15 protein-coding genes are annotated in these 15,448 nt (G+C 66.0%); 11 read left to right on the forward strand and 4 right to left on the reverse strand.

The annotated features are described in order from the left end of the window. Window positions 1-17 precede the first annotated feature (17 nt). On the forward strand, window positions 18-713 hold the full coding sequence (locus tag CVUC_RS09620; RefSeq protein WP_096034700.1) for a dienelactone hydrolase family protein: 696 nt from the start codon (window positions 18-20) through the stop codon (window positions 711-713). After that, on the forward strand, window positions 713-1,678 hold the full coding sequence (locus CVUC_RS09625) for a quinone oxidoreductase family protein (protein WP_096034701.1): 966 nt from the start codon (window positions 713-715) through the stop codon (window positions 1,676-1,678). The genes CVUC_RS09620 and CVUC_RS09625 overlap by 1 nt, the downstream gene beginning before the upstream one ends. Window positions 1,679-1,759: 81 nt before the next feature. Here the strand turns inward: CVUC_RS09625 and rho are convergent, their stop codons facing one another. The 4 genes from rho to hemE all read right to left on the reverse strand — a co-directional run bounded on the left by rho (window position 1,760) and on the right by hemE (window position 6,011). Further along, window positions 1,760-3,193: a transcription termination factor Rho gene (rho, locus tag CVUC_RS09630; RefSeq protein ID WP_024266008.1), complete on the reverse strand. Its 1,434-nt coding sequence runs from the start codon at window positions 3,191-3,193 to the stop codon at window positions 1,760-1,762. Between the two features lie 258 nt (window positions 3,194-3,451). Beyond that, the gene (locus tag CVUC_RS09635) at window positions 3,452-3,967 is read right to left on the reverse strand and encodes a CopD family protein (RefSeq protein ID WP_164468260.1); all 516 of its coding nucleotides are present in this window, start codon (window positions 3,965-3,967) and stop codon (window positions 3,452-3,454) included. Next, a complete protein-coding gene (gene hemH, locus CVUC_RS09640) occupies window positions 3,916-4,959 on the reverse strand; it encodes a ferrochelatase (RefSeq protein WP_096034703.1) in 1,044 nt (347 codons plus the stop codon). The genes CVUC_RS09635 and hemH overlap by 52 nt, the downstream gene beginning before the upstream one ends. Next, window positions 4,956-6,011: a uroporphyrinogen decarboxylase gene (hemE, locus tag CVUC_RS09645; RefSeq protein ID WP_010921590.1), complete on the reverse strand. Its 1,056-nt coding sequence runs from the start codon at window positions 6,009-6,011 to the stop codon at window positions 4,956-4,958. The genes hemH and hemE overlap by 4 nt, the downstream gene beginning before the upstream one ends. Before the next feature lie 446 nt (window positions 6,012-6,457). On the opposite strand from hemE, the gene CVUC_RS09650 reads away from it, so the two are divergent. The 9 genes from CVUC_RS09650 to CVUC_RS09690 all read left to right on the forward strand — a co-directional run bounded on the left by CVUC_RS09650 (window position 6,458) and on the right by CVUC_RS09690 (window position 15,442). Continuing rightward, a complete protein-coding gene (locus CVUC_RS09650) occupies window positions 6,458-7,363 on the forward strand; it encodes a pyruvate, water dikinase regulatory protein (RefSeq protein WP_012639851.1) in 906 nt (301 codons plus the stop codon). Then, window positions 7,360-7,959, forward strand: coding sequence for a Maf family protein (locus CVUC_RS09655; protein WP_010917893.1), 600 nt, complete (start codon window positions 7,360-7,362; stop codon window positions 7,957-7,959). Before CVUC_RS09650 ends, CVUC_RS09655 begins: the two co-directional genes overlap by 4 nt. After that, window positions 7,956-8,813 carry a shikimate dehydrogenase gene (gene aroE, locus CVUC_RS09660; RefSeq protein ID WP_096032090.1) on the forward strand — a complete coding sequence of 286 codons (858 nt, stop codon included), beginning with the start codon at window positions 7,956-7,958 and terminating at the stop codon, window positions 8,811-8,813. Before CVUC_RS09655 ends, aroE begins: the two co-directional genes overlap by 4 nt. Window position 8,814: 1 nt before the next feature. Further along, the gene (gene coaE, locus CVUC_RS09665) at window positions 8,815-9,414 is read left to right on the forward strand and encodes a dephospho-CoA kinase (RefSeq protein WP_096032091.1); all 600 of its coding nucleotides are present in this window, start codon (window positions 8,815-8,817) and stop codon (window positions 9,412-9,414) included. A gap of 31 nt (window positions 9,415-9,445) precedes the next feature. Beyond that, window positions 9,446-10,159 (forward strand): DNA polymerase III subunit epsilon, encoded by a 714-nt coding sequence (dnaQ, locus tag CVUC_RS09670; RefSeq protein ID WP_010917896.1) that lies wholly within the window; start codon window positions 9,446-9,448, stop codon window positions 10,157-10,159. 118 nt (window positions 10,160-10,277) lie between these two features. Continuing rightward, window positions 10,278-11,066, forward strand: a complete 789-nt coding sequence (locus CVUC_RS09675; RefSeq protein WP_096032092.1) for an enoyl-CoA hydratase — start codon at window positions 10,278-10,280, stop codon at window positions 11,064-11,066. 149 nt (window positions 11,067-11,215) lie between these two features. Then, window positions 11,216-11,491, forward strand: a complete 276-nt coding sequence (gene rpsT, locus CVUC_RS09680) for a 30S ribosomal protein S20 (RefSeq protein ID WP_004617408.1) — start codon at window positions 11,216-11,218, stop codon at window positions 11,489-11,491. A gap of 400 nt (window positions 11,492-11,891) precedes the next feature. Then, window positions 11,892-13,364 carry a chromosomal replication initiator protein DnaA gene (gene dnaA, locus CVUC_RS09685; RefSeq protein WP_096032093.1) on the forward strand — a complete coding sequence of 491 codons (1,473 nt, stop codon included), beginning with the start codon at window positions 11,892-11,894 and terminating at the stop codon, window positions 13,362-13,364. A gap of 227 nt (window positions 13,365-13,591) precedes the next feature. Further along, complete coding sequence (locus CVUC_RS09690; protein ID WP_125469906.1) at window positions 13,592-15,442, forward strand: hypothetical protein; 1,851 nt, start codon at window positions 13,592-13,594, stop codon at window positions 15,440-15,442. Window positions 15,443-15,448 lie beyond the last annotated feature (6 nt).

Genomic DNA, 15,448 nt, shown 5'->3' on the forward strand with positions numbered 1-15,448 from the left:
AGCGACGGAGAGCCCCGATGAGCGAGACCCTCACGATCAACACCCCGGATGGCGCCTTCTCGGCCTATGTGGCGCGCCCGAAGGCGGCAAGCGCCCCGGCCATTGTCGTGATCCAAGAGATCTTCGGCGTGAACAAGGTGATGCGCGACATCTGTGACGGCCTGGCCGCCCAGGGCTTCGTCGCCATATGCCCCGATCTCTTCTGGCGGATCGAGCCCGGCATCGACATCACCGACCAGAGCGAAGCCGAATGGAAGAAAGCGTTCGAGCTGTTCAACGCGTTTAACGTGGACGCGGGGGTCACGGACATCGCCGCGACCATCGCCGCCGCCCGTAAGCTGGACGGCGTCAACGGCAAGGTCGGCGCGGTCGGCTACTGCCTCGGCGGCCTGCTGGCCTTCCTCACCGCGACCCGCACCGACATCGACGCGGCGGTCTCCTACTACGGCGTGGGGATCGAGAAGCATGTCGGCGAGGCCGAGAAGCTGAACCATCCGTTGCTGATGCATATTGCCGAGAAGGACCAGTTCGTGCCGCCTGAGGCGCAGCAGCTGATCCTCAGCGCGCTCAAGGATCATCCCCAGATCGAGATCCATACCTACGAAGGCCGCGACCACGCCTTCGCCCGCGAGGGTGGCGCGCACTACGACGCGGCCGACGCCGCCAAGGCCAACGGCCGCAGCCTGACCTTCTTCCAGCAGGCCCTGGCCTGATGCTGGCGGTCCAAGCGGTCAGGACCGGCGGCCCCGAGGTTCTGGAGGTCGTCGATCTTCCCCTGCCCTCGCCGGGTCCGGGTCAGATCCTCGTCCGCCACCAGGCGGTGGGTCTGAACTATATCGACACCTATCATCGGTCCGGCCTGTATCCCGTGAAAACACCGCTGGTGATCGGGCTGGAAGCGGCCGGCGTGGTCGGGTCCGTCGGCGAGGCGGTCACACGGTTCAAGGTCGGTGACCGGGTAGCCTATAACGGAACCATGGGCGCCTATGCCCAAGCCGCCGTCGTACCGGCGGAGCGCGCGGTCCTGGTGCCCGACGGTGTCAGCCTGGAGATCGCGGCGGCCGCTCTGTTGAAGGGCATGACCGCGGAGTTTCTGGTGCGTCGATGTTTCCACGTGAAACAAGGCGACTGGGTTCTGGTCCATGCGGCGGCCGGCGGCGTCGGTCAGATCCTGGTCCAATGGTGCAAGGCCCTTGGCGCCACGGTGGTGGCCACAGTCGGATCGACGGCGAAGGCCGCGATCGCCCGCGATCTCGGCGCCGACCATGTCATCGACTACAGCCACGAGGATGTCGCGGCTCGGGTCGCCGAACTCACGGGCGGCCGGGGCGTCGCGGTCGTCTATGACGGTGTCGGCAAGGATACCTGGGAGGCCAGTCTCGCCAGCCTCGCCCGGCGCGGCATGCTGGTGACGTTCGGCAACGCCTCGGGTCCGGCGCCCGCCTTCCCGCCGCTGGCGCTGGCGCCCAAGTCCGCCTTCGTCACCCGGCCCAAGCTGTTCGACTACATCGTCACGACCGAGGAACTGGACGAAAGCGCCCAGGCGCTGTTCGCGGTGATCGCCTCGGGCGCCATCAAGATCGACATCGGCCAGACCTTCCCCCTCGCCGAGGCCCGCGCGGCGCACGAGGCCCTGGAAGGCCGTCGCACCACCGGCGCCACCCTGCTCCTTCCGTAGGGCCTGACCGGGTACGACCGAACAAAAAAGGCGCCGGGTAGCACCGGCGCCTTTCTCGTTTCGGTATGAGTCTGTTTGGACTCAGGTGTTCATCGACTGGAAGAAGTCGCCGTTCGTCTTCGACTGGCGCAGCTTGTCCAGCAGGAACTCGATCGCGTCCGACGCGCCCATCGGGTTGAGGATCCGACGCAGGACGTAGGTCTTCTGCAGCTGGTCGCGCGGGGTGATGAGCTCTTCCTTGCGGGTGCCCGACTTGAGCACGTCGATGGCCGGGAAGATGCGCTTGTCGGCCACCTTGCGGTCCAGGACGATTTCCGAGTTACCGGTGCCCTTGAACTCTTCGAAGATGACTTCGTCCATGCGGCTGCCGGTGTCGATCAGGGCGGTGGCGATGATCGACAGCGAGCCGCCCTCCTCCACATTCCGCGCCGCGCCGAAGAAGCGCTTGGGGCGTTGCAGGGCGTTGGCGTCGACACCGCCGGTCAGCACCTTGCCCGAGGACGGGACGGTGGTGTTGTAGGCGCGGCCCAGACGGGTGACCGAGTCCAGCAGGATGACGACGTCGCGCTTGTGCTCGACCAGACGCTTGGCCTTCTCGATGACCATCTCGGCCACCTGGACGTGGCGGGTCGCCGGCTCGTCGAAGGTCGAGGCGATGACCTCGCCCTTCACCGTGCGCTGCATGTCGGTGACTTCTTCCGGGCGCTCGTCGATCAAGAGGACGATCAAGTAGCACTCGGGGTGGTTGGTCTCGATCGACTTGGCGATGTTCTGCAGCATCACCGTCTTACCCACGCGCGGCGGGGCGACGATCAGGCAGCGCTGGCCCTTGCCGAGCGGCGCAACGATATCGATCACGCGGCCCGAGCGATCCTTCACGGTCGGATCGGGCAGCTCCATGTTCAGGCGCTCTTCGGGATAGAGCGGCGTCAGGTTGTCGAAGTGCACCTTGTGGCGCACGTTGTCGGGGCTCTCGAAATTGATCTTGGTGACGCTGGTCAGGGCGAAGTAGCGCTCGCCTTCGCGCGGCGATCGGATCGCGCCTTCGACGCTGTCACCGGTGCGCAGGCCATACTTCCGGATCTGCGACGGCGAGACATAGATGTCGTCCGGACCCGGCAGGTAGTTGGCTTCCGGCGAGCGCAGGAAGCCGAAGCCGTCCTGCAGGACTTCCATGGTGCCCGAGCCCGAGATCTCCACGCCTTCCTCGGCGAGGGTCTTCAGGATCGCGAACATCATGTCCTGCTTGCGCATGGAGTTGGCGTTCTCGACCTCGAAGGTCTCGGCGAAGGCCAGCAGATCGGCCGGGGATTTCTCCTTCAGCTCCTGCAGGGACATGGACTTGAGGCCCAGCGCTGCGACGGCGGCGGCGATGTCGGACCCTTCGTCCTCGCCCTCGCCTTCCACGCCCGCCTCGACGGCCGCTTCGGTGGTGATGTCGGCCGTATCGGCGACGGTGTTCTCGATGGTCGCCTCGTCGGCGGCCGGAACCTGGTTTTCGGTGTCTTCGGTCATGGCAAGACTCAAGAAGGGGCGCGGTCCCCACGACGGAGCCCGGCCGATAGAATGGCGATAATCACATCCGGAAAACCGGACATGCGCGTCTGTTGACGATGACGCGGATCGTTCGGGGAACGGACTTGCGGCGGGTTCGCTCGCGGGGCGCGCCAGGACGGGCGCCAGTCCGTGAAGAGAGAGGGTCCGGCAAACGCCGAACCGACTGTGGATGCAAACCACGCGGACGGCGGCGGGTCAAGCGCCGCCGCCGCAAGCTCAGTGGTTGAGGTACTTCGTGGTCACCGACATCACGATGACGATCGCCAGGACGAACGGGATCTCGTTGACCATCCGCCAGAACTTCTCCGACCGGACATTCTCCCCCCGCTCGAACTTCTTGCGTGAGGCCGAGAGGAAGCCATGGAAGCCGTAAAGCCCCACGAGGGCGACGAGCTTGGCGATCATCCAGGGCTGCAGCAGGAAGTCCCAGCCCCGGATCTGGGCATCGGCCAGGATCAGACCCAGACCAAACACCGCCGTCGCGATCGAGGCGGGATTGATGATACCGCGCAGAAGTCGGCGCTCCATGACCTTGAAGGTCTCGTCCATCTGGGAGCCCGGCGTCGCCTGGGTGTGATAGACGAACAGCCGCGGCAGATAGAGCATGCCGGCCATGAAGGCGATCACCGCCAGGATGTGCAAACCGCGCACCAGATTGAAGTGCGCCACCAGGAAGTCCATCACGCGGAGGCTCCTTCGCGGCACGGGCACTTGGACCAATCCGCGCCACACCGCCAGCCGCAGGCGGAAGACACCGTCCCCGGCGTCTTGCCCACTGAGTCGCGCACCGCCTTGGCGAGGCCGTCGATGAACTCCGGCGCTGTGCCCAGGGCCGACACACGCAGATAGGGCGCGGCGCCGACCTCTTCGGCCAGCTCGGCATATTCGTGGTCCAGCTCGACCAGGGTCTCGACGTGTTCTGAGACAAAGGCGATCGGGGTGATCATCACCCCCTTGCCTTCGCCGCCGGCGCGGCGGATCTCGTCATCGGTCGACGGTCCGATCCACTTCAGCGGTCCGACCCGGCTCTGATAACAGACGGTCCATTCGATCTGCGCCGGCAGATGCGCGGCGACGGCGGCGGCCGTGGCCTCGACCTGCTTCTGATAGGGGTCGCCGGCCAGGATCACCTTCTCCGGCAGACCATGGGCCGAGAACAGCAAGCGGATGTTCGTCGGCGAGCCGGCTTTCTCCCAGGACTCGCGGATCATCCGGGCGTGAGCTTCGATGAGCCCGCCTTCAGTGGGGTAGCAGCCGACCGTCGTCTGCACACCCGAGCCCTTGTAGGTCTTCTTCCAGGCCTTCAACGACGAGCCCGTCGTGGTGGTGGAAAACTGCGGATAGAGCGGCAGCAGCACCACCTGGTCTGGCGCGAAGGCCGCGACCTGGCGCGCCGTCTCGTCCGTCAACGGATGCCAGTAGCGCATGGCGATGAAGCACTTGGCTTCGACGCCCGGCATGGCCAGGGCCAAGGCGGCCTCTAGCGCGCGAGCCTGCTTTTCTGTTTCCGGCAACAAGGGCGAGCCGCCGCCCATGATCGCATAGTTGGCCTTGGCCGACTTCTCGCGCGTGGTCGAGATCAGCGCCGCCAGCGGATAGCGGATCAGCGCCGGGGCGCCGATGATCGCGGGATCGCGGAACAGGTTGAACAGAAACGGCCGAACCGCGTCCGGACCATCTGGCCCGCCGAGATTGAAGAGAACGACGGCGAGCTTCTGGGTCATTGGCCCACCTTCTGACCGGTCACGCGTTCGAGCACCGCCTCGACATGGGCGATCGGCGTGTCAGGCAGGATGCCGTGACCCAGGTTGAAGATATAGGGACCCTGGTTCCACTGCTCGAGCATCTCATCGACGCGCTTCAACAGCGCATCGCCGCCGGCGCGGAGCAACAGCGGATCCAGCGCGCCCTGAATGGTTTTGGTCTTCTGGATCGTCTGGCCAAGCTTGGCCGAGGCCGAGGTGTCCAGCGCCACGCCCTGCACGGGGGTTCTGGCGGCGTAGTCCTCGACGAGGGTCCCGGCGCCGCGCGGGAAGCCGATGATCGGCACGGTGACGCCCCGCGCACGCAGGCCTTCGATGATCCGAATGTGCGGCTGGGTGACCAGCCGGTCGAACAACGGCTCCGACAGACCCTCGGCCCAGCTCTCGAACAGTTTCAGCGCCTGAGCGCCGGCGTCGACCTGCATGGCCAGATAGTCGATCGTCGCATCGACCAGAACCTGGATCAGGGCGTCCAGCGTCTCTGGGTTCTGATAGGCGAAGGTCCGCGCGCCGCTGCGGTCGCTGGAGCCCTTCTCGATCATATAGGTCGCGACGGTCCAGGGCGCGCCGGCAAAGCCGATCAGGGCCTTGTCCGGATCAAGCGCCGAACGAACCCGGGTCAGCGTTTCCCCGACAAGCGAAAGGGCCTTGCCCGCTTCCCCGGCCTTCTCAGCCATGGACTCCACGGACGGCATGTCGCCGAGCTTGGGACCCTCGCCGGCTTCGAACCAGACCTTCTGGCCCAGAGCCCCCGGGATCAGCAGGATGTCTGCAAAGACGATCGAGGCGTCGAACGGAAACCGCCGCATGGGCTGCAGCGTAACCTCTGCGGCCTTCTCGGGATCAAAGCAGAAGCTGATGAAGTCCGGCGCTGTCGCACGCACCGCGCGATACTCCGGCAGATACCGGCCTGCCTGGCGCATGAACCACACCGGAGGGTTCGCATGCGACTGGCCTTCCAGCGCGGAGAGAAACTTCGGTGTCTGCTTTAGGATCGGAGAGGAAGACGTCATGGACCGGGTTAAAGCCCGGCGCGGGCTCCGGCTCAAGCCCGGACGTCCCTTAAGATCTTTCTAACATATCTTAATAAGAAATTAAGATTGAAGGAGGGAGCGGAAGGGCAACTGCAAAGTGGGGAAAACCCCTGTGAGGCGAGTGACTCGCACAGCCCGTCCCGGCTTTCCCCCAGGCCTTCCCACATGGGGTTAACGCTCTGTTAATCATGGGGATGAATGGACAGCGCCTTGAACACCTTAATGAATTCTTAACCTCCTGAGACGCGACAGCGACCTCTGACCGGACTCGTTCCGCGTCTTTGGACAATCGGGATTCAGACTTCGGGGGATGCGGCGCAGGCTTGGGGATGATAGGCGAGCAATGCGACCGTTGATCACAGCGGCGCCGTGTCACGACGCTCTTGGGGCCGTTCGGCGCCCGGGCGTCCCCAGAGGCAGGGCAAGTGGTTAAGCAACCGTTAACGGATGATCCACAGGAGAGTCTGGCGCAGGGCGAGAGCGAAAGGCTGCCGCCACGCTTCGCCACCTACTTCCATATCCACTTGGTTTCAGACTCCACAGGCGAGACGCTGAACGCGATGGCGCGGGCGGTGTGCGCGCGGTTCACCGACATTCTGCCGATCGAGCACATCTATGCGCTGGTGCGGTCGACCCGGCAGTTGGATCGCGCGTTGGAAGAGATCGCCGGTGCGCCGGGCGTGGTGATGCACACGATCGTTGACCCCGGCCTCCGCGCAGCCCTCGAGGAAGGCTGTCGCAAGTTGGAGATGCCGTGCATCGCCGCGCTCGATCCGGTGATCAGCGCCATGTCCCGCTATCTCGGCGCGCGGATATCGACCCGCGTCGGCGCCCAGCACGCCCTGACCAATGACTATTTCGATCGTATCGAAGCCCTGGACTACGCCATCGCCCACGATGACGGCCAGGGCGGACAGGATCTGACCCAGGCCGACGTCATCCTGGTGGGCGTGTCGCGGACCTCCAAAACCCCGACCTGCATCTATCTGGCGCATCGGGGCGTGCGCGCCGCCAATGTACCGTTGGTCCCAGGCCGCCCGCCGCCCCCTGAGCTGTTCGAGCTGAAGAACACCTTGATCGTCGGCCTGATCACCTCGCCGGATCGGTTGATCCAGATCCGCCGCAATCGCCTGCTCTCTCTGAAAGAGAACCGCGAGAGCGACTATGTCGACGCCGACGCGGTGCGTCAGGAGATCATCGCTGCGCGCCGCCTGTTCGAGCGCCAGAACTGGCCGGTCATCGACATCACCCGTCGCTCGGTCGAGGAGACGGCGGCGGCGGTGATCAATCTGCTGTCCGGAGGACGGGGCAAGGTCGAGGTCCTGGGATGAGCCTCACCCCTGTTACGCTCGCGTCCCAGAGCTCGGCGCGTCAGATGATCCTGAAGAACGCCGGTGTCGCCTTCGAGGCCGTCAGCCCCGGGGTCGATGAAGACGCCGCCAAGGCCGGACTCCTGGCCGAAGACGTCACGCCGCGCGACATCGCCGACGCCCTGGCCGAGATGAAAGCCGTCAAGGTCTCGACCAAGCGGCCCGGCCTGGTGATCGGTGCTGATCAAACCCTCGACCTGAAGGGGCGCCTGATCGACAAGGCCGGTTCGCTGGACGAAGCCCGCGCCCGCCTCCTTGAGCTGCGCGGAACGACCCACAAACTGCACTCGGCGGTGGTCGTGGCGCGGGACGGCCGGCCGATCTGGCGGATCGTCGAGAGCGCCAAGCTGTCGGTGCGTCCCTTCAGCGACGCCTGGCTCGACCGCTATATAGAGCGTCGCGGCGAGGCCCTGCTCTGGTCGGTCGGCTGTTATGAGCTGGAGAGCGAGGGCGTCCAGCTGTTCGACAAGATCGAGGGCGACTATTTCACCATCCTGGGCCTGCCTCTGGTCGGGCTGCTGGATTTCCTGCGTCTTCATGGAGCCCTGACCGTATGACCAACGCCATCACGGGCGCGGCCATTGTCGGCGGGGTCTGCGGTCAGCCGATCAAGCATTCGATGAGCCCGGTGATCCACAACGCCTGGATCGCAGCGGCCGGCCTCGACGCGGCCTATGTGCCGTTCGCCCCCGCGGCGGATCGGTTCGAGGCCTTTGTCGACGGTTTGCGTGGCGGCGCGGTGCGCGGGCTCAACGTCACCATTCCCTTCAAGGAACGGGCGCTGGCCGTCGCCGACACCGCCAGCGATCTGGCGCGGATGGCCGGGGCGGCGAATCTGTTGGTGTTCAATGAGGACGGCAGCGTCCATGCTGACAATACCGACGGTCCGGGCCTGCTGGGCGCCATCGCGATCCAGGCGCCTGGCTTCGACGTCACGGCCGCACCTGTGGTCATTCTCGGCGCCGGTGGCGCGGCCCGGGGAGCGGTCGCGGCCCTGCTGCTGGCCGGCGCGCCGCGCATAGCTGTCGTCAACCGCACTGTCGCGCGCGCCCAGGACCTGGCCGACACGTTCGGGGAGAAGGTCGTAGCCAAGGGCGAAGACGCCCTCACCTCTCTGCTGCCGGAAGCGGGATTGATCATCAACGCGACCTCGCTGGGTCTGGGCGGCGGCGCTGGGCCGTCAGCCGACCTGACCCTGACCCCCAAGACCGCCGTCGTGATGGACATGGTCTACAAGCCGCTGCGGACCGAGTTCCTGCGCCGGGCCGAGGCCGCCGGTCGCCGTACGGTGGACGGGCTGGAGATGCTGCTGCGTCAGGCGATCCCCACCTTTGAGGCCATCTATGGCCAGGCACCCTCCCCCACGATCGACGTTCGGGTCCTGGCGCTCAAGCTCTTGGGCGAGGTCTGAAATGTTGATCCTTGGGCTGACCGGTTCGATCGGCATGGGCAAGTCGACGACCTCCAAGATGTTCCAGGACGAAGGCGTGCCCGTCTATGACGCCGACGCCGCCGTCCACGCTCTCTACGCGACGGGCGGAGCCGCCGTGGGGCCGGTTGAGGCCGCCTTTCCCGGCGTCGTTGTGAACGGGGCGATCGACCGGGCCAAGCTCAGCGCCCAGGTCGTTGGAAACTCCGAGGCTCTCGCCAAGCTGGAGGCGATCGTCCATCCCCTGGTCGGCGCCCACCGCATTGGTTTCTTCGAGCAGGCCAAGGCCGAGGGGCATGAAATTGTCGTGCTCGACATCCCGCTGCTGTTCGAAACGGGCGGCGAAAAGCGGGTCGACAAGGTGGTGGTGGTGTCTGCCCCCGCCGAGGTGCAGCGTGAGCGGGTCCTGGCCCGCCCGGAGATGACCCCGGAGAAGTTCGAGGCCATCCTGGCCCGGCAGACGCCGGACGCCGACAAGCGCGCCCGCGCCGATTTCGTGATCGATACCGGGCAAGGCCTAGACAACGCGCGTCGCCAGGTCCGCGACCTTCTGACTCTGTTGAGAACCGCCCGCTCGGCTTGAAGCCGACCGCGAACGGCTTCATGGAAGGGCCATGGCCCGCGAGATCATCCTCGATACCGAAACCACCGGCTTTGACCCAAAGACCGGTGACCGCCTGGTTGAAATCGGCTGCATCGAAGTGGTCGATTTCATGCCGACCGGCCGCTCGTTCCACGAGTACTGCGACCCGCTGCGCGACATGCCCGCCGAGGCCGAGAAGGTTCATGGCCTGTCCAGCGCCTTCCTGACCGGCAAGCCGAAATTCCACGAGATCGCCGATCGCTTCCTGGATTTTGTCGGCGACAGCGTCGTGGTGGCCCACAACGCCGCCTTCGACCGTCAGTTCGTCAATTTCGAGCTGGAGAAATGCGGCAAGGCCCCGATCCACGAGGAGCGCTGGGTCGATACCCTGGCCATGGCCAAGAAGCGCTTCCCGGGCATGTACAACTCGCTGGACGCGCTCTGTAAGCGGTTCAAGATCAGCCTGGAGAGCCGCGACAAGCACGGCGCCCTGATTGACGCCCACCTGCTGGCCGAGGTCTATCTGGAACTGCAGGGCGGCAAGGAACGCGCCCTTGAACTGACCCATTCGACAGGGGCCATGGCGGTCTCCACCGCGATCCAGGGCGTCTATGCCGCTCGGTCACGTCCCCTGGCGCCGCGCTCTACGGACGCCGAGCGCGAGATCCACGCCGCCTGGGTTCGCAAGAACCTCAAGGACAAGGCGCTCTGGATCCAGTTCGGCGTGGTCGCTGCCGAAGCCTAGGCGCCCTCGCCGCCTGGCGCCGACGATGGCTCCGGCCCGGCTGGTCTGTAGAAGTCAGAGGGACTCCCCAACGCGACAGCCCTCTCTATAACTGCGCCGGCTCAAGCAGGAGAATGTAATGGCCCAGTTCCAGACCCTGATCGTCGAGGCGCCGGAAAGCGCGCCGGGCGTCACCCTGATCCGCCTGAACCGGCCCGAGGCGCTCAACGCGCTCAACACCGCCCTGCTGGGCGAACTTGCCCAGGCCCTGGCGGCGGCGCAGGCCGACGATGGCGTGGGCTGCATCGTGCTGACCGGTTCGGCCAAGGCCTTCGCCGCCGGCGCCGACATCAAAGAGATGTCTGACAAGACCTATGCGCAGATGTTCAAGGCCGACTTTTTCACGGCGGGCGCCCGGGCGATCGAACAGTGCCGCAAGCCGATCATCGCCGCCGTCGCGGGCTACGCCCTGGGCGGCGGCTGCGAGCTGGCGATGATGTGCGACTTCATCCTGGCCGCCGACACCGCCAAGTTCGGCCAGCCCGAGATCAATCTGGGCGTGGCGCCCGGCATCGGCGGCACCCAGCGCCTGACCCGCTTTGTCGGCAAGTCCAAGGCCATGGACATGATCCTGACCGGCCGGATGATGGGCGCGGAGGAAGCCGAGCGCTCCGGTCTGGTGTCGCGGATCTTCCCCGCCGACAGCCTGGTCGACGAGACCCTGGCGATCGCCGCCAAGATCGCCGGCCAATCGCCGCTGGCCGTGGCGATGAACAAGGAACTGGTCGAAGCCGCCTATGAGACGACCCTGACGACCGGCGTCGCGCTGGAGCGCCGGCTGTTCCATTCGCTGTTTGCGTTCGAGGATCAGAAGGAAGGCATGACAGCCTTCGTCGAGAAGCGTAAACCCCTGTTCAAGGGCGCGTGATCCGGATCGGAAGCGATGACGGCGAAGCGGCCTCGGGAATCCTGCCTGTGGACCGTTGACCCCAGCCAGCGCTTCCCGTATATCCGCGCGCTCACATTTCCACCTGCTTCGCGGCCGCCCGCGCGGCTGTCCGTTTGAAGGTCCGACCAATGGCCAATAATCCCGGCGCCAAGAAGGCGATCCGCAAGATCGCCCGCCGCACCGAAGTCAACACCGCTCGCCGCTCGCGCGTGCGCACCTTCCTGCGCAAGTTCGAAGACGCGATCGCCAAGGGCGATGTCGCCGTCGCCAAGGCGGCTTTCGTGGAAGCTCAATCCGAGCTGATGCGCGCTGTCTCCAAGGGCGTGGTTCACCCCAACACGGGCTCGCGCAAGGTCTCGCGCCTGGCCGCCCGTCTGAAGAAGCTGGACAAGGCCGCAGCCTAGTCAAGATTCTAGACGAACCGCGTTCGTCTAATCTTTTCAAATATTTACAAAGGCCGATCAGGGCAACCTGGTCGGCTTTTGCTTTGAATCCAACGCTCTATTTCTAGTGTTGCAATCTGTGATCTGAGTAGTCGGTCACGCTATTCCCTTGCGGGGCGAGGGCCTCTCGCGAGTCAACAGAAATATCCGCGATCGGACGCAAGTTTTCCGTTTGACCGGCCCCCTCCGCTGGCTAGTTTAAGGGTCTCAACGCTCTTCCAGTCTTGGATAAAACAAGGCGGCGGCGGACCCATCGTGTTCGCCGAGTAAGAACCTGTGTGCGTTGAGAAAAACGGTCGCGCGCCATGGGGGGCGGCGGCTGAGGGATGCGGCGATTGTTTTTGTGCAAGGCGGTGGACGAATGACCATGAAGGGCGGGGTTGCCAGCCAGGACTTCTCGGCGGCGATCGCGACGGCTTGTGAGCCGGCGGCGAGCGTCTGGTCGAAGGTTTGCGTGGCTTTGAAGCGTGAGCTGGGTGACGCGGCCTTCGGGTCGTGGATCGCGCCCGCCATGCTGCGCGAAGCCGCCACCGGCGATGTCGTCCTGGTGACGTCGACGGGCATCGCCCGCGACTGGATTCGCCGCAGCGCGTGGCGCCGGATCGGTGAACTCTGGGCCGCCCATGATGCGACAGGTCGTCGCATAGACCTGAAGTCGCGCCTCGAGTTCGAAGCGGCGGCCGGCGCCTATGTCGAGGCGACCCCCAAGGCTGTCGCCGCCGAACCGATCGAGATTGTCCTGCCCGTCTCCACTGACGCGCCGACGGTCGTCGCTCCCAGCGCCAAGTCGCCCCGCACCCAAGGCTTGCAGGAGCGCTTTACCTTCGAGACCTTCGTCCCGGGTCCCGCCAACGAGTTCGCGCACGCTGTGGCGCGTCGGATCGCCAACTGGGCGGACGGTCACTTCAATCCTGTGCTGTTCCACGGCCCGTACGGTTTTGGCAAAACGCACTTGCTGAACGCCCTGGCCTGGGAGGCCATGCGCAACGCCCCGGAAAAGCGCGTGGTCTATCTGACCGCCGAGCGTTTCCTGTCGACCTTCGTGCGCGCCGTGATGGATCGCCAGACGGCGGCCTTCAAGGAAGAGCTGCGCGCCGCTGATCTTCTGATCATCGACGACGTGCATTTCATCGCCGGCAAGCAGTCGACCCAGGAAGAGCTGTTCCACACCCTGACCGCGCTGGTCGGGGAGGGCGGCCGTGTCGTGTTCTCGGCCGACCGTCCGCCGTCGGCCATGACCGAGATGGACGCCCATCTGCGCTCACATCTGTCGGCGGGTCTGGTCTGCGGTCTCGAGCCGGCGGATCGCAACCTCCGTCTCGGCATCCTGGAGCGCAAGATCCAGACCCTGGGCGCGGCCCACGGCTTTGAGCCCAGCATGCGCCCCGAGGTCATGCAGTTCCTCGCCGACCGTTTCACCGACAGCGTCCGCGAGCTGGAAGGCGCGCTGAACACCTTGTCGGCCCGCGCCGGCGAAGGCCTCTCGCGCATGACCCTGGATGAGGTGCAGGCGATCCTGCGTCCCCACCTGCGGTCGGGCGAGAAGCGCATCACCATCGACGATATTCAGAAGGCCACCGCCGAGCATTACGGCATGAAGCAGGCCGATCTGCTTAGCGAACGCCGCAACCGCGCCGTGGCCCGGCCGCGTCAGGCCGCCATGTGGCTGGCCAAGCAGCTGACCACCCGTTCGCTGCCGGACATCGGTCGCCGCTTCGGGGGTCGTGACCACACCACGGTGCTGCACGCCGTGCGCCGGATCGAGGCGCTTCGCGCCGAGGACAGCGCGCTCAGCCACGATCTGGAGACGCTGACGCGCAAGCTGCGGGGCTAGGTCGCCCCGGAGGCCGACACCTGTTTCCGTTGCGTCAGCCTTGAGTCCGGCATCAGATTGAAAAGGGGTCGCCTGGCCGGGGCGGCCCCTTTTTCTTTGGGCGACCCTGCCGTCAGGGCAATGGCGGTGCTGTTACCCGGAGACCGGTGTTTGACCACCTGCCCCGATTTGGCGAAACTCGTCCCGGGGGCATGAGGGGCGCTGCATTGACTGACGAGACAAGGCCGTTGCGGACCCGCAAGTCCCCCCGCGCCCCTGCGCCGACCACTCCGGACCCGATCGAGATCGCCATGGAGGCCAAGGCCTCAGGCCGCGATCCCGTGGGTTCTGCCGAGCAGTTACTTCTGAGCCAGAACCGGCTGATCGGCTGGCAGATTGCCTCTGAACGTGCCGGCTTTGCCCTGAAGGTCCTGACCGGCCTGGCTGGCCTGATCGCGCTGGTCGCGGTTCTGGCGCTGGTCTGGAGCGCCAGCCAGTATCGCGGCGTGACCATCAAGCCCTTTTCCGTGCCCCCTGAGATGGAGGCCCGGGGCCTGACCGGCGCGGTGGTGGCCGAGCGGGTTATCGACCGCCTGGCGCGGCTGCAGGCCGCCACGGGGTCGACGCGGGCCGGAGCCCGCTATTCCAGCGGTTGGGGCGAGGTCGAGGTCACCATCCCCCAGACCGGCGTTTCGGCCACCGAGCTGTGGAAGTTCCTGCGTGGATGGCTCGGCCAGGAGATCGAGGTCTCCGGCGACATCGTCAAGGCCGGGACCGAGGTCCAGTTGAGCGTTCGGGCCGACCGGACGTCCGCGCCCCTGATCCGGGGCCAGGAAGCCGATCTTGAAGGTCTGCTGGACCGGGCCGCGGAAGCCCTGTTCGCCGAGACTCAGGCCTATCGCTACGGCGTCTATCTGATGTTTGAAGGCCGGCGGCTTGAGGAGGCCCAGGCGGTTTTCCAGCGACTGGCCCTGGACGATGACAGGGTCGAGCGGAAATGGGCCCTGGTTGGGCTCACCAACGTCCATTTGCGACAGGGCAATCTGGACCAGGCCCTGAAATCGGCGGGGGCAGCTGTCGCCGCGGACAGCCGGTTTACGCTCGGCGTATCCGTCTTCGCGCGCAGTCGCTATTTCGCCGGTCACTGGGAGACCAGCTATCAGACCAATGCCCGGGTCGCGTCGCTCGCCCAAGGGGCAGACGAGTTTGATCGCGATCGACTGGAGAACTTCAAGGTCGAGCACCTCGCTCTCGATGCGCGCTTCCGGCATGACCACAACCGCGCCCTCGAGATCCTTCAGCGCTTCGGGAAAAAGGATGTCCCGCGCAATCTCAATCACATCTGGCTGGCTGCGGGTCAGAAGATCGCCCTTCACCGTCCCAGCGAGGCGATGACCGAGGTGGCGGGGTCGCTCGGCAGTCCCGCCGAGGCGCTTGACGAAATGCGCCTGTCGCTCGCTGAGCGACTGGAGCGGCAAGACTGGGCGGGTGCGGTCGCACGGTATCGCTCGATCCAGGAAGCCCATCCGGAACAGCGTTTCAGCGTTTCCGGTCGCTACTTTAACGATGAAGGCCCCACGGCCTATGCCATGGCCCGGCTGGGGGACCTTGACGGGGCCCGGGCGCTGCTGGCCCAGGGACGCCGCGACAGCTATCCGATCACCATCGCCAGGGCCCAGGTGGCGGCCCTCAGCGGTGACGTCGCGGGCTCGGAGCGCCTCTTCGTTGCAGCGACCGAACTGGCTCCCAGCCTGGCCGACGCCCATTTCGCCTGGGGTCAGGCGCGGCTGGAGCGGGGGGATGCAGCGGGCGCGATCGCCGTCCTGAAGATCGCCGCCGAGCGCGCGCCGCGCTGGGCCGATCCCCTGAAAGTCTGGGGCGATGCCCTGGCTGCTGAGGGCCGCCACAAGGACGCTATCCGTCAGTACCAGGCAGCGGCCCGCCGGGCCCCGCAATGGGGCGCCCTGCATCTGGCCTGGGGCCAGGCCCTGGCCGTCTTGGGCCAGGAGGGCAAGGCCCGGGACCGCTGGCGTGCCGCAGCCGGCATGGACCTCAGCGCCACCGACCGCGCAGCAGTTTCGCGACTCCTGGCCTCCTGACCCTTC

It is taken from the genome of Caulobacter vibrioides (genome assembly GCF_002858865.1).
Lineage (GTDB): Bacteria > Pseudomonadota > Alphaproteobacteria > Caulobacterales > Caulobacteraceae > Caulobacter > Caulobacter vibrioides.

What these genes read in the sequence shown, in the direction of transcription:
- aroE (WP_096032090.1), top strand. Translation starts at nt 7,956, where the DNA reads ATGACCAACGCCATCACGGGCGCGGCCATTGTCGGCGGGGTCTGCGGT.
- rpsT (WP_004617408.1), top strand. Translation starts at nt 11,216, where the DNA reads ATGGCCAATAATCCCGGCGCCAAGAAGGCGATCCGCAAGATCGCCCGC.
- CVUC_RS09675 (WP_096032092.1), top strand. Translation starts at nt 10,278, where the DNA reads ATGGCCCAGTTCCAGACCCTGATCGTCGAGGCGCCGGAAAGCGCGCCG.
- dnaA (WP_096032093.1), top strand. Translation starts at nt 11,892, where the DNA reads ATGACCATGAAGGGCGGGGTTGCCAGCCAGGACTTCTCGGCGGCGATC.
- coaE (WP_096032091.1), top strand. Translation starts at nt 8,815, where the DNA reads ATGTTGATCCTTGGGCTGACCGGTTCGATCGGCATGGGCAAGTCGACG.
- hemH (WP_096034703.1), bottom strand. Translation starts at nt 4,959, where the DNA reads ATGACCCAGAAGCTCGCCGTCGTTCTCTTCAATCTCGGCGGGCCAGAT.
- hemE (WP_010921590.1), bottom strand. Translation starts at nt 6,011, where the DNA reads ATGACGTCTTCCTCTCCGATCCTAAAGCAGACACCGAAGTTTCTCTCC.
- CVUC_RS09620 (WP_096034700.1), top strand. Translation starts at nt 18, where the DNA reads ATGAGCGAGACCCTCACGATCAACACCCCGGATGGCGCCTTCTCGGCC.
- dnaQ (WP_010917896.1), top strand. Translation starts at nt 9,446, where the DNA reads ATGGCCCGCGAGATCATCCTCGATACCGAAACCACCGGCTTTGACCCA.
- CVUC_RS09625 (WP_096034701.1), top strand. Translation starts at nt 713, where the DNA reads ATGCTGGCGGTCCAAGCGGTCAGGACCGGCGGCCCCGAGGTTCTGGAG.
- CVUC_RS09655 (WP_010917893.1), top strand. Translation starts at nt 7,360, where the DNA reads ATGAGCCTCACCCCTGTTACGCTCGCGTCCCAGAGCTCGGCGCGTCAG.
- rho (WP_024266008.1), bottom strand. Translation starts at nt 3,193, where the DNA reads ATGACCGAAGACACCGAAAACCAGGTTCCGGCCGCCGACGAGGCGACC.